The organism is Emticicia oligotrophica DSM 17448, assembly GCF_000263195.1.
GTDB classification, from domain to species: Bacteria; Bacteroidota; Bacteroidia; order Cytophagales; family Spirosomataceae; genus Emticicia; species Emticicia oligotrophica.
In genome coordinates this window covers 669,383-690,999 of the sequence record NC_018748.1, presented here as the reverse complement: position 1 = coordinate 690,999, position 21,617 = coordinate 669,383, and the positions used below count along the sequence as shown (strand labels likewise).

At 36.2% G+C, this 21,617-nt stretch carries 13 protein-coding genes; 9 read left to right on the top strand and 4 right to left on the bottom strand.

From position 1 onward, the window contains the following. Positions 1–103: 103 nt before the first annotated feature. The 3 genes from EMTOL_RS02965 to EMTOL_RS02955 all read left to right on the top strand — a co-directional run bounded on the left by EMTOL_RS02965 (position 104) and on the right by EMTOL_RS02955 (position 3,788). Positions 104–1,555 carry a thrombospondin type 3 repeat family protein gene (locus tag EMTOL_RS02965; protein ID WP_015027780.1) on the top strand — a complete coding sequence of 484 codons (1,452 nt, stop codon included), beginning with the start codon at positions 104–106 and terminating at the stop codon, positions 1,553–1,555. A gap of 58 nt (positions 1,556–1,613) precedes the next feature. After that, complete coding sequence (locus EMTOL_RS02960) at positions 1,614–2,324, top strand: GEVED domain-containing protein (protein ID WP_305953162.1); 711 nt, start codon at positions 1,614–1,616, stop codon at positions 2,322–2,324. 156 nt (positions 2,325–2,480) lie between these two features. Continuing rightward, the gene (locus EMTOL_RS02955) at positions 2,481–3,788 is read left to right on the top strand and encodes an alpha/beta hydrolase family protein (protein ID WP_015027778.1); all 1,308 of its coding nucleotides are present in this window, start codon (positions 2,481–2,483) and stop codon (positions 3,786–3,788) included. Between the two features lie 50 nt (positions 3,789–3,838). On the opposite strand, the gene EMTOL_RS02950 is transcribed toward EMTOL_RS02955, so the two are convergent. Next, positions 3,839–5,545 (bottom strand): alpha/beta hydrolase-fold protein, encoded by a 1,707-nt coding sequence (locus EMTOL_RS02950; protein WP_015027777.1) that lies wholly within the window; start codon positions 5,543–5,545, stop codon positions 3,839–3,841. 262 nt (positions 5,546–5,807) lie between these two features. Here EMTOL_RS02950 and EMTOL_RS02945 point away from each other — a divergent pair, with 262 nt between their 5' ends. From EMTOL_RS02945 to EMTOL_RS02925, 5 genes are all read left to right on the top strand, one after another. Continuing rightward, positions 5,808–6,806 carry a sensor histidine kinase gene (locus tag EMTOL_RS02945; RefSeq protein WP_015027776.1) on the top strand — a complete coding sequence of 333 codons (999 nt, stop codon included), beginning with the start codon at positions 5,808–5,810 and terminating at the stop codon, positions 6,804–6,806. A 10-nt stretch (positions 6,807–6,816) separates the two neighbouring features. After that, positions 6,817–7,572: a LytR/AlgR family response regulator transcription factor gene (locus tag EMTOL_RS02940; protein ID WP_015027775.1), complete on the top strand. Its 756-nt coding sequence runs from the start codon at positions 6,817–6,819 to the stop codon at positions 7,570–7,572. Positions 7,573–7,694: 122 nt separating this feature from the next. Beyond that, the gene (locus EMTOL_RS02935) at positions 7,695–9,089 is read left to right on the top strand and encodes a DUF3500 domain-containing protein (protein ID WP_015027774.1); all 1,395 of its coding nucleotides are present in this window, start codon (positions 7,695–7,697) and stop codon (positions 9,087–9,089) included. Between the two features lie 73 nt (positions 9,090–9,162). Then, on the top strand, positions 9,163–10,467 hold the full coding sequence (locus tag EMTOL_RS02930) for a HupE/UreJ family protein (protein ID WP_015027773.1): 1,305 nt from the start codon (positions 9,163–9,165) through the stop codon (positions 10,465–10,467). A gap of 124 nt (positions 10,468–10,591) precedes the next feature. Beyond that, entirely contained in the window at positions 10,592–12,844 is a 2,253-nt protein-coding gene (locus tag EMTOL_RS02925; RefSeq protein WP_015027772.1) for a TonB-dependent receptor, read from the top strand. On the opposite strand, the gene EMTOL_RS02920 is transcribed toward EMTOL_RS02925, so the two are convergent. Continuing rightward, positions 12,841–13,224 carry a SpoIIAA family protein gene (locus EMTOL_RS02920; RefSeq protein ID WP_015027771.1) on the bottom strand — a complete coding sequence of 128 codons (384 nt, stop codon included), beginning with the start codon at positions 13,222–13,224 and terminating at the stop codon, positions 12,841–12,843. The two genes, EMTOL_RS02925 and EMTOL_RS02920, sit on opposite strands and share 4 nt — an antisense overlap. A gap of 2 nt (positions 13,225–13,226) precedes the next feature. Continuing rightward, entirely contained in the window at positions 13,227–13,712 is a 486-nt protein-coding gene (locus tag EMTOL_RS02915) for a GyrI-like domain-containing protein (RefSeq protein ID WP_015027770.1), read from the bottom strand. A 274-nt stretch (positions 13,713–13,986) separates the two neighbouring features. Between EMTOL_RS02915 and EMTOL_RS02910 the strand changes: the two genes are divergently transcribed. Beyond that, complete coding sequence (locus EMTOL_RS02910; protein WP_015027769.1) at positions 13,987–19,428, top strand: alpha-2-macroglobulin family protein; 5,442 nt, start codon at positions 13,987–13,989, stop codon at positions 19,426–19,428. A gap of 47 nt (positions 19,429–19,475) precedes the next feature. On the opposite strand, the gene EMTOL_RS02905 is transcribed toward EMTOL_RS02910, so the two are convergent. Next, positions 19,476–21,587: a 3-coathanger stack domain-containing protein gene (locus EMTOL_RS02905; protein WP_041693389.1), complete on the bottom strand. Its 2,112-nt coding sequence runs from the start codon at positions 21,585–21,587 to the stop codon at positions 19,476–19,478. Between the last annotated feature and the right edge of the window lie 30 nt (positions 21,588–21,617).

Genomic DNA, 21,617 nt, shown 5'->3' with positions numbered 1-21,617 from the left:
CAAATAAATTTGCTTGTTTGCTTTTTTCTGCCATCAACGCAACCTCAATAAATCTTCTGACGTACTCAATAAAGTACTAACCTCTTTATATTTCAAGCTAACTATGAAAACTTACAACAAAATTTGGAAAATTACTATCGCCTGTGGTGCACTTTTTACACTATCTTCTCTAAGTTCCTGCATAAAAGAAGATACTTTTAATCAAAAAGTTAATAATTCTCTATTTAATGATGCAGAAGGTCAATCGATGATTCTTTCAGTTGAAATGATTGAAAAATTAATGGTTAATGCACGAATACTTTCACAAGGAGATTGTGATACAGATGATGATAAAGATAATGATGGAACGGATGATAGTACTGATGGCTTATACCAAAACAATGAAGATTATGACCATGATGGAAAAGATGACAACGTAGATACTGATGATGATAATGATGGCATAAAGGATGATGTTGACTCTGATGATGATAACGATGGTATAAATGATGATGTTGACCCTGATGATGATAATGATAAAACCCCCGATATTTTTGATAAAAAAAACTATGATGATGATGATTTTGATAATGATGGTCTAAACAACACCTCAGACCCCGACGATGATAACGATGGTACTCCTGATATTAGTGATGCAGATGATGATAACGATGGTACAAATGATGATATTGACAAAGATGACGATAATGATGGTCTAAACGATACAGATGATTCAAGGTATAATAATAATGAAGACTTTGATAAAGATGGTGAAAATAATTTAAAAGATACAGATGATGATAATGATGGATTAAATGATGATGTTGACCCAGATGATGATAATGATGGTAAGACTGATGATGTAGATGCTGATGATGACAATGATAGAATGCCTGATTTTATTGATAAACGTCATGATGATGATGATGACTTTGACGATGATGGCTTACCTAATCACTCAGATAGTGATGATGATAACGATGGGATTAATGATACTAATGACCAAGATGATGATAATGATGGGGTAAATGATGATAAAGACCTCGATGATGACAATGATGGCCTTCATGATTCGATGGATAACCAAGCTAATAATGATGATGACTTTGATGATGATGGTAAAAAAAATCGGATAGATAATGATGATGATAATGATGGAGATACCGATGATGTAGATACCGATGATGATAATGATGGAATTAATGATACTAATGACCTCGATGACGATAACGATGGGATTAATGATGATAAGGATAAATCGGTTGGTGATGACGATGATTTTGACGATGATGGCCAATTAGATGATTCAGATAGTGATGATGACAATGATGGCATGAATGATAATGATGACCCTGATTCTGATGATGATGGAGATTTTGATTCGTGCGGAGCTACTTTACCAACTCTTGCTATTTCTTATATAACTACTAATTATCCAACTTATACAATTTTAGGTACGGAAAAATCAAATCGTAAAGGAGAAACTATTTATAAAACTTATATCCGAAATGGGCCAAGTTCCACTAAATTAAGACTCATATTTGATGTAAATGGAAATTTCCAACGAATACAATAAATCGGTCCCAACTATCTCGATTTAATGAATGTATTTACAACCTGAAATTTTTATTTATATGCAATCTAATATCCTAAAAATACTCTTTCTACAAGTCGCTTTTTTTGTATTTATTAACCAAAAGAGTGCAGCACAAAGTTATTGTACACCTATTTATTCAGATGGATGTGGGTTTGATGATGGTATTTCTAGTTTCACCATTAACGGTACAACGCTTAGTACTAATAGTGGATGTTCAACAGGAGCTTTCCAGTTTTATAGCAGCAATACAGCAAGTGTCTATGCTGGCCAGTCCTACAATTTCTCAGTAAATTTTATTAATGCCATTAACGATGAATATGTATCTATTTGGATTGATGCAGATAAAGATGGCTTGTTTGACATGAGTGAACTGGTACTTCAAACAAATACACCAGTCACAGAACCATATAATGGTAATATTACAATTCCTGCCAATGCCAGTGGAACCTTAAGAATGAGAATAAGGGTAAGTTTTGAAAATATAGCTACTGACCCTTGCTCAGAATATAGATGGGGTGAAACAGAAGATTATCTATTGAATGTTTCTTGCCCGTACTCACAGACCTTCACGCAGGCTCATAACGGAACTGCCACTATGTATGCTTCTAGTTTGATTACTGCATCGAACATAATAAGTACAGGGGCTAATATTACCTACAATGCTGGGGCATCAATTATTATTCAACCAGGTTTTTTGGCTGAGTCTGGAAGTGTTTTTTTAGGTAAAATTTCTGGATGTCCAAATTGAAACATTAACACTATTAGTTTATCTTATATAATTAAAACCTGTTTTCATTTATTTGGAACAGGTTTTTGCTTTATAACATTTAACGTTCTCAATTAAACTTAGAAAATTTTCTTTTTCTTCACTAATTTGCAAAGTATTAAAATCAACCTTAAGTAAATGAAAATAAAGCATTTTAAATTACTGATTATCGCTATTAACTTAGTATTTTATGTTGATGTAATCGCACAAAATCACACTGAGGATACATTCGTTTATGGCGATGCCCTGCCCGATGCCCCTGAATTGGCTCCTCGTGGCGAATACAAAGTTGGTGTACGAACACTTGATTTTGTGAATAAAAACCAAGTAGATGTTCTAAAATCTAAAGGTGGAGTTGACCCAACTTACGACCGACCACTCAAGGTTGAAGTGTGGTATCCAGCCAATGTGGGTGCAGGTGTAAAAGAATTGGTAACTTATGAGCAAGTAATGGGTGCCTCAAATGACCCTAAACGTCCACTTATTCCGTTTACATTTTTAGGTCGTGCTGTTCGGGATGCCGCTCCCAAGACTACCGACGGAGCTTTTCCGCTCATTATCGTTTCGCATGGTTATTTAGGTTCAAGACTTTTATTAACTTATTTGACCGAAAATCTGGCTTCAAAAGGATATATTGTGGTTGCGATTGACCACACCGAATCAACATTCCGTGATGCTGCTGCATTTTCGAGTACCTTACTCAATCGCTCAAAAGATGATATTTTTATCATGAATCAAATTGCGAATTTAGGAAAAGATAAAAGCAGTTTTTTGTCGGGAATCGTTGATGACCAAAATATCGGCCTCATTGGTTACTCGATGGGAGGGTATGGTGTATTGAATGTGGCGGGTGCAGGTTATAGCGACCAAATTATCAAAACTTTTGGAGCATTGAGTGGTGGCAGCAAAGCTATTGAAGTTCGTACAGGAAATAATACTGAATACAAAGCCAGTATTGACCCACGTATAAAAGCAGTAGTTGCCTTTGCTCCGTGGGGCATGGAGCGTGGTGTTTGGGATTCTGAAACCTTAAAAGGCTTGAAAATACCAACCTTTTTTGTAGCAGGAAGTCAAGATGATATTTCAGGCTATGAAAAGGGAATCAAGGCAATTTATAACGGTGTGGTTAATGCCAATCGTTATATGCTTACTTACATGAATGCACGCCACAATGTGGCCCCTAATCCACCGCCAGCAGAGTCACTTCGCCCAGGTTTACATTTTGATGAATACTACCGCTACGCAGAGCCAGCTTGGAATGAACGCCGTATCAATAATATCAATCAACATTTCGTGACGGCTTTTTTGGGTATTCATCTTAAGAAAAAAGATTATGCTAAATATTTAGATGTCAATCAAAACTCAAACGATAAACCTTGGACTGGTTTCAAGCCACGAGCATCGGTGGGTTTAGAAATGCTTCATGCAGAGGCTGGTATTAAATAACCAGTAATTTAAAAGGAAGACTTCGCTTAAAGCGAAGTCTTCCTTAAAATTCAATATCTCCAACTCGTCAAATCTATTCCTTTAGGGGCAGTTTTCTTCATATCTTCAACCCATTTCGGAATAAACATTCGGTGATAGCGTAGGCGACTAATATAGTTTGGCTGAGTATGGTCGCCGTTCCAGCAATGTTCTGCACGGTCACCGTAATCTACTTCTCCTTCATAGGCTGGACTATTTAGATTTTTAAGTTCTTCTTCGGCTAAATAGACTGCATTATTGAGGTAAAAATTATCCATATCGCCACAATAAATTCTAATCTTTCCACGCCATTTTTCGCCATATTTAGCCCAATCACGCTTTAAAATATAGGTTAAATCATAATTTTCTTTCCAATATTCTGCCACTTTTGGGTCAATTACACCCGTTTTTTTGTCCCAAATTGGTTGTGGATAGCCATCTTTTCCAACTGGTGAAAAAACTGCTTCCCAAATATCCCATTGTTGACCACTTCTGGTTTTTGTTCCAAGAGCCAATTCTCGCATATTCATTTGTCTAACAGTGGCAGTGAGTTGTCCTAAATAATCTCGATAGCCTGGACGCTCAGTTTTTCTAAAATCACTTTCATAAAAATAAGCGTTTTTGTCTTTATAGATATTCACGGTTGTAAACGCCCTAAAATCAATAGGGTCGGGGCAAGCGGCATAGCATCCACCATACTCGTTAGGGTATTTTACCTGTACTGCTAATGCTTCCCAACCACCTGTTGAACCTCCATAAGTAAATCGAGCCCAGCCTTCACCAATGCCTCTAAATTTTTTTTCAATGTATGGAATTAGCTCGTAAGTAATGGCATCGCCATAAGGGCCAATATTTTCAGAATTAACTGCATAAGAATCATCGTAAAACTGGCAAGGATGCTGAATTTCGATAGCTAAAACTCTTGGAAAGTTTGGCCCTGTCCATAATTTATAGAAATCATAAGCCTCCTGCTGTACTATCTTATTATAACCATAAATTTTGAATCGAGGGCTATAGTCATCGGTAGGCATATTAGCATCGGGAGGTGTAGTGCGAAATCCATCAAAATCATTTGGGAAATGCCCATGAAAAATGGCTAATGGATATTTGACATCTTTATGCTCATCGAAGCCTTCGGGTAAAAGCACGTGTGCTCCAATATACATAGGTCTTCCCCAAAATTCAGTTAGTAATTTGCTTTGAATTTTGATATGCTTGATATACTTCGTGTCTTTTGGCTCTTCGATTGGTGGAATTGTTTGGTCAATCTTTATTTCAAAGTTTTGAACAGTTTTTGGGTTTATCGTCACCTTAATAGGTTTAGAATAGATATTTCCAGGGGCTAAATTCCATTGTTGTCCTTCTCCACGGTCCATTGGGAGCTTTACCACGTGTCCATCTTTTCTTTTAAAGGTTTCGTATTTGTGTAGCAATACTTGAACATAGTAATCACCCGCAGGAATATTGCTTAAAGCTTCAATCGGGTAGCCCAAAGTATTTTTCACATTCATAACTTTGTTTTGGTTAGAAGGCCAATTATCAAGGTCTAATCCAAATACAAGTTGAGTATTATGACCATCAAGAATCTGAAACCTAGGTTCTGATTGGTCATTTTTAGAAAGCATCAATAATAATCGCCCATCAAGTGTGCCAGAGCTAGGAAATTTAACCGAAAAACTGGTCTGAGCGAACGAAATGGAGCAAATAAAAAGTAAGGCGATGAAGGAGATTTTTTTCATGAGTTTTAAAGGCTGTTTTTCAAAGATACTATTTTTTTTAACCAAAGTATCTCCAAAAGCTAATTTTAACAGCTTAATAAATGCTTGAAACTTGATACTTATTCAAACCCTGTTAGTAGCTTATTTGATAGAATCATTTAAAAATTCAGAATGCCCCATGTTTTATTTATTTATATTAAGTGTTTTCAAACACAAATTTTTCCATTTCACTTAAAGTTTTTAAAAATGGGCTGATTTAATTTATACATTTGAGATATTTTTTATGATGATGAATAAAATATTTTCTACTAAGCAGTTTGTTTGGGGAGTGTCGCTTTTCTTGGCATTGTTCGTCAATCTTCCAATTATTTTTCTTCAGCTACCTCGGTTAGAAAAGTCGGGTATCGCTCAATTAGACATTTTGATTCAAGTGCTAGTATGTCTGATTTATTCAGTATTTTTCATTCAGTTGGTCTATCGGAGTATGAAGAATAATCTAGGAAAGTCAAGGATTATTCTTGAATTGATAGTCCTTTTTATTGGCTTTGTAGTATTATTAACGAGCCTAAATGTTTTGATTATTGGATTGTCAATGAAAATGTTTCCTACCGTGGTGATGCGTGGGGGAGTAATCGGAATAATCGCTTATTTTTTTAGCAGGTTTTTAATAGAAGCGGAGCGTAAAAATGAGATTTTACTTGAAAATGAACTTCTACGCAACGAAAATCTGATGGTACAACTTACTTCGCTGAAAAATCAATTAAATCCTCATTTTTTATTCAATTCGCTCAATACACTCAGTTGGTTAATCAATGAAGATAAAGCTAAAAGTCAGCGATATTTGCAAAAACTTTCGCAGGTTTTACGCTATTCCCTAAGTATGCAAGAACAATCGTTGGTTGCTCTTAATGAAGAACTTACACTCATTGAAAGCTATATTTTCTTACTACAAATGCGTTTTGGAGATAATTTAATCGTAAATAAAAATATTGATGATGTTTCAGCTTTTAAAATCCCACCACTTTCTTTACAACTGCTCGTTGAAAATGCCATTAAGCATAACATTATTTCAATGACTTCCCCGCTAAAAATCATAATTGAGGCTAATTTAGAGAATGAAACGCTTACAGTCAGGAATTCATTGAATAGTAAACCAAACTCTGAAGGTACGGGTATTGGACTAGCAAATTTGAATGAAAGATTTAGAATTTTGGCAGATAAAGGGTTAGAAATAGACCAAACCGAAAAGGAGTTTATCGTTACTTTACCACTAATTAATTAATTTTTTTAAAGTGAAAATTGTAATCATTGAAGATGAAGTGGCAGCGGCGAGCCAATTGAAGTATTTATTAGCACAAACGAATACTTCTCATGAAGTTTTGTCGGTACTTGATAGTGTGGCTGAGTCAATTAAGTGGTTTACCAGTAACGAAAGTCCAGATTTGATTTTCTCGGATATTCAATTAGCCGATGGAATTTCCTTCGAAATCTATGAACAAGTCCAAATCAAAGCTCCAATCATTTTCATTACTGCTTTTGATGAATACGCCATTCGTGCATTTAAACTCAATAGTGTTGATTATATCTTAAAACCACTTGATTTAGAGTCACTTGCATTTGCCATTGAAAAATTTAAAAATCAACGATTAATTCAAAGAGATAAACTCAATGAGCTTATCCAAAGGCATGCTTTTTCTCAGAAAAATTATCGAAAAAGCTTTTTGGTTAGATATCGAGAAAAATTATTACCCATTAAAACATCCGATTTTGCTTATTTTTTTATTGAAAATAGTCTTGTCTTTGGGCAGCTTTTCGATGGCCGAAAATTTATTCTTGATTTTAAACTTGAAGACCTCGAAAATCAACTAGACTCCCACGAATTTGTACGAGCCAATCGACAATATATTCTTTCAAGACCAAGCATCACGGCTATTGAATCTTTCGCGAATAGTAGAGCTTTAGTAAAAACTAATCCAATATCTTCTTTTGAAATAATAATAAGTAAAGAAAAAGTAACCTCTTTCAAGCGGTGGTTCGAAAATGGCTAATTCGTCGATTCACTTGGCATTTTTTCCTGTTCACTTCTAAAGCCACCCACCTCACCCAACCAGATTTATTGTTCCTACGTCTAATAGGTTAGTACTAAAGTATTATTAAAACAATAAATCGTATGAAGTTTAAAAACGCAATTTTGAGTCTAACAATTAGTGCTGCAATCATGATTGCAGCTTGTGAGAAAACAGAAGTTACAACCGCTACCACCGCCACAGTCACTGCATTGAGTTGTTCATCTGTTACTTATTCAGGCACTCCATCGGCAGGAGCAGCCTTTACTGGCACGGCCACCGTACCCTATACAGGCGGAAATGGAGCTGCCTATTCAGCAGGTACCGCCATTGCTTCAACAGGTGTTACTGGTCTAACAGCTACTCTGGCCGCAGGTACGCTAGCTTCAGGTGCTGGTTCGGTTACTTATGCCATTACAGGTACGCCTCTTACGAGCGGAACAGCCTCGTTTGCAGTTTTAGTAGGTGGGCAATCATGTACTTTGAGTTTAACTGTTTCTGCTACATCAAGCGGTACTGGTACAACTACAACAACTGCTGGATGGTCGATTGAAACAGATATTAATACTATTGTTGCAATGGCAAATGCATTTAAGGCTACACTTTCTTCTACACAAGTGAGTGCTCTTCAAGATACTTACAATAAGGCACATGCTCAAAAGTGGTCAAATTTGCCAGAAGCCCTATACCGTGGCAGGTCTGGTTTGCAATCAAGTACTTTTAGTACCGCTCAATGGACAGCCTTTTACAATCTTTTAAAGTCGGCCACAAGTACTACCGCAAACGAAGGCAATGATGAGTATATTGGTATTTTAGCTGCCGATGATTATTTAAACTCAATCGGAGGAGGTTCGGATTATGGTTCTGGAAATTATTACATTGCCTTCATCGGAACTCCAAGTGCAACTGGCTTGTGGTGTTTACAAATTGGTGGCCATCACGGAACAATTATTTATACTTATAATGGTGGAAAAATGACTGGTGGAACACCTTCTTTCCGCTCAACTGAGCCTTTCCCAAGTTATGTTTGGAAAAACGTTACTTATCAGCCAATTGCTCAGGAGTTAAATGCACTTTCTGCGATGTTGAAAGGTTTAAGTGCTACTGAACTAACTTCGGCCAAGCGTTCTTCAACACAAACAGATTTAATTTTAGGGCCAGCACAAGATAATAAGTTTCCAACTACAAAAACTGGGGTTAAAGTAGGTGATTTAACCCAAGCCAAGAAAGACTTGGTATTGGCTGCAATCAAGACTTATACAGATGATTTGGATGATAAAGCAGCAGCAGCAGTTTATGCAAAGTATAAATCAGAAATTGATAATACGTATATTTCTTATTCGGGTACTACTGACTTAACGACCAAAAATGATTATGTGCTTATTGATGGCCCGAATGTTTGGATTGAGTTTTCGATGCAGGGTGGAATTATTGTGAGAAATGCCAATCATCCTCACTCAGTTTGGAGAGATAGAGCAGGCGATTATGGTGGTAACTAAGCATTGTTAATACTTTTCAAAAGCCACGAATACGTGTAAAATTCAGCGTATTCGTGGTCATTCACAAACAATTATGAAACAGATACGCAAAATAGTTTTTTCTCTGACCTTTTTTCTGATTTTGGCTCAAAACGCAAATGCACACCCAATGCCAAGCACGATGGTTTTGCTGAAAGTTCATGAAAAGAATATATCTGGCGAAATTCAATTACCACTAAATGAGTTACAAGCTGCTATTGGAATGGGAGTAAATGATAATTCAGATAAATTGGTTGAACGTTTGGGTGATTCGTTAAGAATTTACTTAATGCAGCATATTAGACCACGTACATTCGACTCAAAATCATGGACAGTCACACTCGGAAACATGAGAGTAATTGAAACCAAGAGTCGAATTTCGGGCGATTACAAAGAATTAGTTGTGGAGTTTGCTATGGCTCCCCCACAGCATTATGACCTTCGTAATTTCTATTTTGACTATGACGCCATTGTTCATCAGGTAATTACGCATAAAATTTTGGTTTCATTAAAACAAGATTGGATGCAGGGAATCATTGCCGAAGATAGTACTTTTCAACAAGTTGGTGTAATTGCACTAGATGTACCAAGCGGTAAGATAAAACCCTTTCAAGTTAGCTTACAACAAGGAGGTATTTGGATGGGTTTTAAAAGTATGGTTGTGCTCGGAACAAAGCATATTGCCGAAGGCACAGACCATCTGATGTTTCTTTTAGTATTGCTATTACCTATTCCGTTGATGGTTCAAAATAAAAAATGGGTCTCGCAGCGTTCGATTCGTGAGAGTTTTATACATATTTTGAAAGTTGTAACGGCTTTTACTATCGGACATTCAATTACATTGCTTTTTGGAGCCTTGGGGCTGGTTTTATTGCCAAATAAGCCCATCGAAATTTTGATTGGAATTTCAATTTTAGTTTCTGCCATTCACGCAATTCGTCCAATTTTTCCGAATAAAGAAGCTTATATAGCTATCGGATTTGGCCTTATACATGGCTTAGCATTTGCCAATACCCTCGAAAACTTAGAATTAAATACCTCAAAATTAGTATTGAGCATTTTAGGTTTTAACATTGGTATCGAACTCATGCAATTGACAGTTATTGTGGCCGTAATTCCGTGGTTACTTCTATTGAGTAGAACTAATCTTTATCATTTTCTTAGAATTGTGGGAGCGTTTTTGGCTATAATTGCTGCTTTAGGTTGGGTGATTGAAAGAATTTTTGAAGAAACAAATGTAATAACCTTAACCATTGAAAAAGCTTCTACTTATGCTGTTTGGTTATTGGGAATTTTAGTGATTGTTTCGGTGGTATCTTATTTTTTCAAGAAAGATTCGGTTGTTTTACAAGAAATATAATAGCGAATTAGAAAACTTTTTCTATGCCCATCATAACAATCTAGATTGGTTTGACAATTAATTTTGCCGAAATATAAATAACGCTGAAAAAGATTTCTGCTGTTTTATATATTCATCAACACTTATGAAAATTCTTAAATCCATTGTTTTACTATTCATCAGCACAACAACTTTTGCCCATCTCGGAAGTATCGTAGGAAAAGTAATTGATGCTCAAACTAAACTACCTATCAAAGGAGCTAATGTAAGTTTAGTAGGGAATAGTCGTGGGGTAATTACTGATGAGTCAGGCTTTTTCCAAATTAATAATCTTTCGGCGGCTCCTTATAAAGTTGAGGTGTCTTTTATGGGTTATGTGGTTCAAAATCAGATAGTTAATGTTAAAGAAGATGAGGCAGTAACGATTGAATTTTTATTGAAAAGTGCTGAGTTTTCTTTGGAAGAGGTAAAGGTTTCGGCAGCAAATCCTCAGCATCAGCAGGTAATTTCTGGTTTGGATATAAAACTCCGCACAATCAATAATTCGCAAGAAGTTTTGAGAATTATTCCAGGTTTGGTGATTGGTCAACACGCAGGTGGGGGTAAAGCTGAACAGATTTTTTTAAGAGGTTTTGATATTGACCACGGCACCGATATTCGACTAACAGCTGATGGTGTACCAATTAACATGGTTTCCCAGGCACACGGTCAAGGCTATGCCGATGCTCATTTTATCATTCCTGAATTAATTGATGGCGTAGATTTTAAGAAAGGTTTATACGATGCCGATAAAGGAAATTTTAGCACCGCAGGTTGGGCAAATTTTCGAACCAAAAAAGTATTAGAACAGAATTTTGCTAAAATAGAGGTAGGCCAATTTAATACTTATCGTTTAGTTGGTGCTGCTAATATTTTACCTAAAAAAGCCCAAGAGCAAAACCAAAATACTTATTTAGCGGGTGAATACAATTATTCGGATGCCTATTTTGATGCTCCGCAAAACTTTAACCGCTTAAATTTGCTAGGCAAATATCACGGTCACATTTCTAAAAATACGAGTCTTACTTTTACGGCTTCTACTTTTTGGAGTAAATGGAATGCTTCAGGACAAATTCCTGACCGTTCCGTTGAGTCTGGACTCATTGGCTTCTTCGGAGCCATTGACCCCAACGAAGGTGGAAAAACGAGTCGTACCAATGCCAATGCAGAATTCCTGACGCTCACCAAACGTAATCATGTGTGGAAAAACCAAATTTTCTACTCAAACTACAATTTTGAGCTTTTTTCAAACTTTACTTTTTTCTTAGAAGACCCAATCAATGGAGACCAAATCAAGCAGGCGGAAGGACGAAATCTTTGGGGGTATAATAGTAATTATTCAATTGCACATGGTTTGAGAAGCAAGCAAGCTACATTAAATATTGGAGTTAATTACCGACAAGACCTCACGCAAAATTCGGAGCTTTCGCATACAAAAAACAGAACCGAAATACTTGAACGCCTAAAATTAGGCAATGTAAATGAAGCAAATGCGGGGATATATATCGACGAAACAATCCAACTTAGCCCGAAACTTTCATTGACAGCCGGTTTTCGTTTTGATTATTTTAATAACCAATATCTTGATAAATTACAAAATAATACAACTTTCAAAGCTCATGAATCAATAGCATCTCCTAAGCTAAACTTGTATTATACTAAGAATAATCATTTGCAGTTTTATTTAAATTTCGGAAAAGGATTTCATTCAAATGATACCCGTGCGGTAGTTGAAAAAAGTGGTTTAGAAATTCTACCAGCTGCTTATGGCTCTGATTTAGGTACAATCTGGAAACCTTTTCCAAAAATGGTTATCAATGCTGCTTATTGGTATTTATGGATGAATCAAGAGTTTGTTTATGTAGGCGATGCAGGTGTAGTTGAACCATCTGGGCAATCAAAAAGAAGCGGTTTTGATTTGTCAATGCGTTATCAGCTTAGTAAAAACTTGTTTTTTGATGCGGATATTAATTATGCTAAGCCAAGAGCCATTGGAGAAATGGAAGGACAAAATTACTTGCCATTGGCCGTAAAATTAACAAGTACTGGAGGTTTTACACTCAAGAGCAATAAAGGTTTTAGTGGTAGTTTACGTTATCGTTATGTTGGTGACCGCCCAGCTAACGAAGATAACAGTATCGTGGCAAAAGGCTATTTTGTTAGTGATGCATTATTGAATTATACAAAGAACCGCTATTCGATTGGACTTTCGGTGCAAAATATCTTTAATACAAAATGGAAGGAAACACAATTTGCCACGGAAAGCCGTTTATTGAACGAAATTTCTCCAGTTAATGAAATACATTTTACGCCCGGAACACCATTTAATGCTAAGTTGAGTTTTAGTGTGAGTTTTTAAAGGAATTGTTCCAGCCATTCAAGGGCTTTTTGTTCATCAGTAAATGACTTCATTGGAATAGGTGGACTTTGAAACTTGAATAAAATTCGCATAATCAACTGAGAAAGTCCGGGCTTTGAAACCATAGCCATTGCTTTGTAGATGTGAGGTAGTTGCTCAGTAGAAAACTGCCGAGTTGCTTTATCAGGAACAGGTGAGTCTGAAAGAAAAATCAATAGCGGAACAGGCTTATTGTTAGTGATTTGCTTTACTAAAGACACATTTCGGCCAATATTCTCAACTGTTCGCAAGATACTTTTTGAATATGAATAAAGAATACCTGTTTCGTCAAAATAATAATCTGCTATTTCTCCTTCGATAAGCGGTGTACGTTTTTGCATAACTATATACGCGGTTTAATGGGTATCCAAATTTCTTCTTCTGAATCAGGGCTTTCGTTTCTATATTTTTCGCCTAAAAGTTCAAAATGTTCTCGGTCGTCAATGCTATATTCAGAATTTGGTAACCATTCTCCAAAAATGTATTGAAAAGTTTGCTGAAATTCCGAAGATGAACCTTTATGCAAGAAAACAGCGTATAAACCACCGATTAGTGTGTAACTTTCCATCTCTTCGGGGACTTCTTCGAAAGTGCTCACTTCTATTGCCGCCCATTTGATAAAAGTATGATTAGGATTAAAAGTCTGAAAATCAAAAATACCATTATAAATCTGCATAGAATAGAGTTCGGCACCTACTTTATTTTTAATTTCTTTCCTTCTCGGCATAAAACTACGCCATAACTCAGCAGTACGATTATTTATATAACTCATTTCGAGCTTTTTACCTATTAGCTTTCTACTATTGAGCGTCCTTATTTCTGGATTCATGCAGTTAAAATTGATTTTTCTGAAAAATTACAAAATACTTTAAAGAATGATTACAAGTACGAATAAAATTTTACTCATTTCGTTACAAATGCTTCTAATTTAAGTCAAATAAATAAAATTGTATTATACAAAGAAATCATTATCCTTTACTGTATATTTATGCAGTTGTAATTGTTCAAAAATTACCATTAAAAATATTTTGATAATCCGCTACAATTTCACGAAATTCCGTCGTTAATAACCCGAAAAACCTATTTCTAAACTTCGTAAACACATGGACTCTCCCCTCGTTTGCCCCAAAGTCAATTACTTTTGGCGTTTTAGTTTAATTGTTTTAATTATTACCTCTCTTTTTACTAGCTGTTCAAAACTTAATGATGTAGGTGTCAGTGCTAGAAATTTCGATGATGAGATTCAACTTACTCAAAATTTGGTCTTTACTTTTGATAAAGATTTGGTATCTGAAAATGATTTAGATTCTTGGCAAGCCATCGAATACATTCGAATCGAACCCAAAGTAGAAGGGGTTTTCAAATGGTCGGCAAAAAACGAATTAGTCTTTTCACCATCGAATGGCTTTAAAGGAGCAACCAATTATAAAGCCGTGCTTACAAACGCACTTCTAAGTAATTCTCCAATCCAAAAGTATAAGGTTAGCAACGAAACTTTCGAATTTCATACACCTTATCTAAAACCAGAAAAACTCGAAACTTTTTGGGCAAAAGGAGCCGACAATAAGCCGGTGGCAAAGGCAAAAATTGATTTTAATTACCCTGTCCAAGAAACTGATGTAACGAACTTCCTCAAAGTTCAACTTGAAAATACAGATTCAAAATTTAACCTAAATAGCACCCCAAATGATTCAAAATTGGTTTTAGCTTTAGATAATGCTCCCTCTTTAAAAGATGAGTCTTCGCTAAGAACAATCATTGAAAAAGGCGTAAAAGCTGCGGGAAGTGCAGGTACAACCCAAGAAAAAGTAGAATTAGATGGCGTTTTACCTTCACCTTATGTAGTAAAAGTAGTAGATGTAGAAACTGGTTTTGAGAAAAATCAAGGTTTTGTGAAAGTAATTACTACACAACAAATTGCAGCGGATAATTTAAAAGATGCTTTTAGTATTGAGCCAGCCGTAGAAACGCAAACCGAAGTGATAGAAAATGGCTTTATCATTAAAGGTTACTTTAGTGCATCAGAGGCGTATGTTCTAACAATTAAAGATAACCTTCGTGGTACATTGGGTGCAAAATTAGATGCGGAGTTTTCTAAAGATTTATTTTTTGGTGAAATGCCCTCAAATGTAGAATTCACCAGTAAGAAAAGCTTATATCTTTCATCAAAAGGGAGTAGAAATGTGGGTATTCGTATCACGAATATTCCGAAAGTTAAGCTTAAAATTTCAAAAATTTACGAAAATAACCTACTGTCATTTGTAAGAAATAATCGTTACGAAAATTATGATTATGATGGGGAAGAAAGTACGGTGAATGGCTTCAATTACGGTACTGATGACCAAGGAATTTATAGCGATGTCATTGTTGAGCGTACTATTGAAACGGGGAATTTATCAAAAGTTCATGGGGTTTCGGTACTCAATATGCCAATGCCCGACCAAACCAAACTTCGAGGAGTTTATTTGGTCAATGTGAACTCAAATGATGAATACTATCAAAATGCCACGAAACTTGTTTCGGTTTCTGATATTGGAATTATAGCCAAAAAATCAGCCGATGGTAATGATTTAATGGTTTTTGTGAATTCAATTGTTGATGCTGAACCCATGAATGAGGTAGAAATAAAGCTGATTTCAAGCAATAATCAGGTAATGGATACCCAGCGTACGAACGGTAAAGGCATAGTGATTTTTGATAAACTTCTCGAAAAAGCACCGAATTTTAAATTAGCAATGGTTACTGCTCGTACAGAAGATGATTTTAACTATATGCTACTCGAAGATACACAAGTAGAAACTTCACGTTTTGAAGTAGAAGGTAAGCGTGCAAATTCAACCGGTTTGGACGCCTTTGTGTATGGAGACCGTGATATTTATCGCCCAGGTGAAGAAATTCATTTCAATACGGTGGTTCGTGATGCCAAATGGGCTTCCGCCGAAGAAATTCCACTAAAAATTCGTTTGGTTTTGCCTAATGGACGAGAGTTTAAATCTTTCTTGAAAAATACTAATGGACAAGGAGCAGTAGAAACTTCAATTCCACTAGACCGTGCTGCTGTAACTGGTACTTATACCATTGAGATTTTGAATGGAAATAATGTTTTACTTACTTCAAAAGCTATTAGTGTAGAAGAATTTATGCCAGATAGAATCAAAGTTGATTTATCGGCTAAAGATAAATTCAAAACTGGCGAAACTGTTCAGATGCTTGCTACTGCCACTAATTTGTTTGGGCCGCCGGCATCGAATCGTAATTATGAAATGGATTTTAGCCTTAAACGTAAGGCATTCAATGCAAAGGGTTTTGAAGATTACTCTTTTGAAATTGAGAATGATACCAAATTTGAGCACGATGTGCGTCAGGGGGTAACAGATGATAATGGTCAAGCGAAACAAGCATTTCAGTTGCCATCAACCTACCAAGATATGGGCGTGCTCGAAGGTAAAGTATATGTAACTGTTTTTGATGAAACTGGCCGGCCATTAAATCGGGTGAAAAGCTTTGATGTCTTTACCCAAGAAACTTTCTATGGTATTGCATTGCCCGACTACTATGTGGGAACACACGTACCGATGACAATTCCATTGGCAGCTTTATCGACTGATGGTAAGCCTAAAGCTGCTAACGCCGCAGTAAATATCTATCGAATAGAGTATCAAACACTTGTTGAGAAAAAAGATGGAGTAATTCGATATAATTCCAAGCGTCAAGAGAAATTAGTTCAGACTAAAGAGGTAAACTTTGCTGCTGGGAAATCGGCTATTAAATTTATTCCACAAGTTTCAGGAGAATATGAAATTCGAATTGCTCAAGCTGGAGCGAAAAGCTATGCCGCTCGACAGTTTTATGCTTATGGCTATGGAAGTACCTCTAGCAGTGCTTTTGAAGTGAGTAATGAAGGGCAGGTTCTAATGGAATTTGACAAAGAAAAATATGAAGTAGGAGATAAAGCAAAGGTATTATTGAAAACACCTTTTGCTGGGAAAATGCTCGTAACTCTCGAAAGAGGAAAAGTTTTGGAGCATTTTTATGTTGAAACTGATAAAAAATCCGCTGAAATAGACCTCAAGGTTACGGAAGATATGCTTCCAAATGTTTATGTAACAGCTACACTCATTCGCCCGATGAAGAGTGGAGATATGCCACTCACGGTTGCACATGGTTTTGCACCAATGAAGGTTGAAAAAGCCGATAATCAATTACCAATTGAAATAGTGTCAGCGAAGGAATCTCGTTCAAAACGTAAACAGAAAGTACGAATAAAAACTAAAGCTAATACCGAACTAACAATAGCCGTAGTAGATGAAGGTATATTGCAGATTAAGAATTTCCGGACACCAGATATTCATGGTTATTTCTACCAAAAACAAGCTTTAGAAGTAAGTAGCCATGACTTGTATCAATTCTTATTCCCCGAATTATCATTAGCGAGTAGTAGTATTGGTGGTGATGGTTATAATTTAGAAAAACGTGTAAATCCACTCAGTAATGGACGCACGAAATTAGTAGCAGTTTGGTCTGGAATCATAAAAACAGGCATGGGAGGGGAAGCCGAATTTGAATTTGAGATTCCACAGTTTTCTGGAGATTTACGCATCATGGCCGTAGCTTACAAAGATGATGCTTTTGGTTCGGCTAATACTAATATGAAAGTAAAAGACCCGATTGTCATTAGTACGGGTGCTCCAAGATTCTTAAGTCCGAATGATGAAGTAGTTGTTCCAGTAACTGTAACGAATACCACGAAAACTGCCACAACTGCTAGTGTTTCTATAAATCTGACTGGTGGATTAGCTTTACAAACGGCTAATAGTCAATCAATTAGTATTCCTGCGGGTAAAGAAGTACGTACAATGTTTACAGTTAAAGCACCTACCACAATCGGTACTGGAAGTATTGCGGTGGTTGTGAATGGCTTTAAAGAGAAATTTTCAGAAAAAATAGACCTAACCATTCGTCCTTCAACTTCATTGTTGAAAAGTTCAATGTCAGGAATTGTTTTGGCTGGAAAAACAGAATCTGTCAATCTAAGCAATGATTATATGGCAGGTACTGCTCAAGCAAGTTTGTTGGTTAGTCGCTCTCCGATGGTGCAGTTTGCTAAGCAACTAGATTATCTATTGGGTTACCCACATGGTTGTGTCGAACAAACTGTATCGAAGGCCTTTCCACAACTATATTTTGCCGATTTTACAAAAATTATTGCTAAAAATTCTCGTTCGATTAAGGTTACTGGTGAAAATGATTGGAATCCACAGTTTAATGTACAGGCGGCTATTCGTAAAGTTGAAGGCATGCAATTGGCCAATGGTGCCGTAAGTTATTGGCAAGGAGGTGATTTTGAAAGTTGGTGGGGTACTGCTTTTGCAGCTCATTTCTTGCTAGAAGCTAAGAAGGCAGATTATGAAGTGAATGAAGGAGTCTTGAATAAAATGCTCGATTACCTTACGATGAAAACTTCCATGCAAGACCTAACCGAAATAGATTATTTGTATAATGAAACAGGTACTTGGACAAGCAGAACCATTGCTCGACACGAGATGATTTATTCGCTTTATACATTGGCAATGGCGGGTAAAGCCAATCAACCAGTGATGAATTACTATAAATCAAATAGTAATTTACTTACCACTGATGAGCGTTATATGTTGGCTGCAACTTTTGCCCAAATTTCTGATGAAGGAAGCTTTAAACAGCTTTTACCAAAAGATTATGCCATTGAGAATACCCAAAAACAGACAGGTGGTAGTTTTGCTTCACCGATTAGAAATTTGGCCATTTCGTTGAATAGTTTAGTAGAATCTGACCCCGATAACTTACAGATTCCGAAATTAGCTCGTATACTTTCACAGGCTATTAAAACAAGTCCTTATCTATCAACACAGGAATCAGTATTCAGTTTCTTGGCTTTAGGTAAAATTGCTCGTAAAAATGGAGAATCGAACGTAACAGCTTCGTTGATTGCTGATAATAAATCATTAGCAAGTTTTACAGGTAATGATTTGAATCTGCAGAAAGGAATTGCTGGAAAGGTGATTAATATTTCAGCTAAAGGTAAAGGTGGTCTCTACTATTTTGCCCAACAAGAAGGCCTCAGTGCAACGGGTAGCTATGTAGAAGAAGACAATTTCTTGAAGGTACGTCGCCAGTTCTTAAATCGAAATGGAGAGCCTATTAATGGAGCTTTGAAGCAAAATCAATTGGTGGTAGTTAAAGTAAGCGTAAGTAGTACTGTAGGAACGCCAGTTGAAAATGTGGTCGTAACGGATATGTTACCAGCAGCCTTTGAAATTGAAAACCCACGTTTGAATGAAGACCGAAATATGACTTGGATAAAAAATGCTTCCACTCCGCAGCATTTTGATATCCGTGATGATAGGATTAATTTCTATACCACTGCCGATGCTACCGAAAAGACCTTCTATTACTTAGTTAGAGTCGTATCTCGTGGTAAGTTTGTTCTTGGCCCAGTTTCAGCCGATGCCATGTATAATGGCGATTATCGTAGTTACAGTGGTGGTGGGAATGTGGTGGTAGATTAATCTTATAAAAAATCCCCTAATAAATAGGGGATTTTTTTATATAATTTTTATCGTTTAGCTCTAAACTCAACTCTCGTCGAACCATGGCATGGTCTTTCTCCATTAGGTAATGGGGCAGGTTGTGCTTGAATATGAGCAGGAAAATCAAGAATTTTACCAATTAATGTATTCCCAGACTTTGAGACCACTTCAATATTTTCATTGAACCAAGATAAATCTTGCGTTGGGAGTAAGGTTCCAGTCCAAGTAGCAGTAAAAACATCGCCTTTGTTGTAATATTCTTTATCGAGAATCACATCACGCTCATTTTCAGGGCAGTCGATTGGAGCGTTATCGTGCTCACATGTACTGGTATAGCTTTGGTATTCAAAATCGCCATAACCGGGTTTAGAGACTTTAACTAAAAAATAAGCATTTCCATTATTAGGCAGATTATTTTTTGTGATGAGTGTATTTCCGCTAAAACTAAACTCAATTTTTGGGTCGAGATTTTCAACCGAAATCGAATATTCCTGTAAGTTTGAATTAGGCGTAAATGGCATGAATTTAAACTTCATTCCTCCTTCACGACACTCATTGTTTACCTTTATTTGAATCGGATTAATATTGAGAGAATTAGCTTGTTTACAACCATCAAGATTAAATTCTACCACATCTCCGTATTCAGAATTAAAATCTGGTAAAATATCAATGCTCTTGCTTGCACCATAACGAATATTAGATTTATTTGAAATCCTATCAGAAGTCGTAATCGTTTCTGACGCAATTATATCAGTATTTACCGCTATTAAGTCTCTATTCGTAGTAATATTATTTTCGCAACTATAGTTAATTTTGAGTAACCAAATATCTCTATTGTTTTGTGAACTAAAATGATTACCTGATACATCACCATCATTTGATTGAGTTGTGCCAATACAGACATAGGCCCCATCAATAGTTTCTAAAAGACCGTTTCCTTCATCATCGGCTGAGCCTCCTAAGGTTTTTGACCAAAGGAAATCAAAATTGCTAGTAACTTTCATAATGAATACATCATAAGCACCATTGTTATTGCTTGCAATTCTATTTCGGTCTTTAATATCGCCATTATTAGATTTAGTTGAACCTCCAATTGCGAAATTTCCATCACGAGTAGCCAGTAGTTCGTTTAAAATATCACGTCCTGAACCTCCAAATACTTTCTTATTTTGTATATCACCGTTTGTATTTAGTTTCATCAACCAAATATTTTCTTCGTAGTTATACGGGAAAATATCACTTTTATCGAATTGGAAATCATTATCGAAGGAATTTGAGATTAATCCAACTATGATATCTCCATTGGGTTGGGCTAAAACCCTATGAGGTTCATCTTTTTGAGAACCACCGAAGGTTTTCTTCCAAATTACGTCCAAAGAATCATTAATTTTGACCACTAAAACATCTTTTCCTCCTTTATTAGGGCCTAAATCAGCATCATTTGACGTACTTGTACCAACAATTATATAATGACCATCATTACCTTTTTTCATATCAAAAGCAACTTCGTCTCCACTACCTCCGATACACTTCTTTGAAACTAATCCACCGTTTGAATCAAGTTTAAGCAACCATAAATCTTGATTAAAACCATTGTTGTTTTTCCCAGAACCACTTATATCACCATTACCTGAACCAGTGTAAGATAATACTATATAACCCCCATCATTACTTGGAAGAACTTTTAAAGGTACATCTTCTCCATCTCCACCAAAAGTTTTGAACCAAACCATCTTACCATCAGCATCAAGCTTTGTTACTAATACATCAACATTACCTTTATTTGGTGCTGAGACAACATTTAGTGCATTGGTATTATTGAATCTTAGACTTGAATAGTTATTTATCTTTGCTACTAATATAAAACTCCCATCTTGATTAGGTAGAATATCCTGAGCTCTGAAACCAGTATAGGCGGAATTGTCAGAAATAGTTGTTTCCCAAATTAAACTTCCTGTTGGATTCATTTTAGATGCCCATACCATTTCTAGCCCATTTAGGCTTCGCTTACCAATAGAAGTGAAGTTTCCATCAGGCGTTGGAATAACTTTTAACCCTTCATCTCCGTTATAATCATTCCATCCATAACATTTCTGCCATTCAAGGTTAGTTGGGAAGCCTTGACTGTACACGTGCATTCTACTACCTATAAGCAATAAGATAGGTAT

What these genes read in the sequence shown, in the direction of transcription:
- EMTOL_RS02935 (WP_015027774.1), top strand. Translation starts at nt 7,695, where the DNA reads ATGAAGTTTAAAAACGCAATTTTGAGTCTAACAATTAGTGCTGCAATC.
- EMTOL_RS02965 (WP_015027780.1), top strand. Translation starts at nt 104, where the DNA reads ATGAAAACTTACAACAAAATTTGGAAAATTACTATCGCCTGTGGTGCA.
- EMTOL_RS02960 (WP_305953162.1), top strand. Translation starts at nt 1,614, where the DNA reads ATGCAATCTAATATCCTAAAAATACTCTTTCTACAAGTCGCTTTTTTT.
- EMTOL_RS02910 (WP_015027769.1), top strand. Translation starts at nt 13,987, where the DNA reads ATGGACTCTCCCCTCGTTTGCCCCAAAGTCAATTACTTTTGGCGTTTT.
- EMTOL_RS02950 (WP_015027777.1), bottom strand. Translation starts at nt 5,545, where the DNA reads ATGAAAAAAATCTCCTTCATCGCCTTACTTTTTATTTGCTCCATTTCG.
- EMTOL_RS02925 (WP_015027772.1), top strand. Translation starts at nt 10,592, where the DNA reads ATGAAAATTCTTAAATCCATTGTTTTACTATTCATCAGCACAACAACT.
- EMTOL_RS02915 (WP_015027770.1), bottom strand. Translation starts at nt 13,712, where the DNA reads ATGAATCCAGAAATAAGGACGCTCAATAGTAGAAAGCTAATAGGTAAA.
- EMTOL_RS02905 (WP_041693389.1), bottom strand. Translation starts at nt 21,587, where the DNA reads ATGCACGTGTACAGTCAAGGCTTCCCAACTAACCTTGAATGGCAGAAA.
- EMTOL_RS02945 (WP_015027776.1), top strand. Translation starts at nt 5,808, where the DNA reads ATGATGATGAATAAAATATTTTCTACTAAGCAGTTTGTTTGGGGAGTG.
- EMTOL_RS02955 (WP_015027778.1), top strand. Translation starts at nt 2,481, where the DNA reads ATGAAAATAAAGCATTTTAAATTACTGATTATCGCTATTAACTTAGTA.
- EMTOL_RS02930 (WP_015027773.1), top strand. Translation starts at nt 9,163, where the DNA reads ATGAAACAGATACGCAAAATAGTTTTTTCTCTGACCTTTTTTCTGATT.
- EMTOL_RS02920 (WP_015027771.1), bottom strand. Translation starts at nt 13,224, where the DNA reads ATGCAAAAACGTACACCGCTTATCGAAGGAGAAATAGCAGATTATTAT.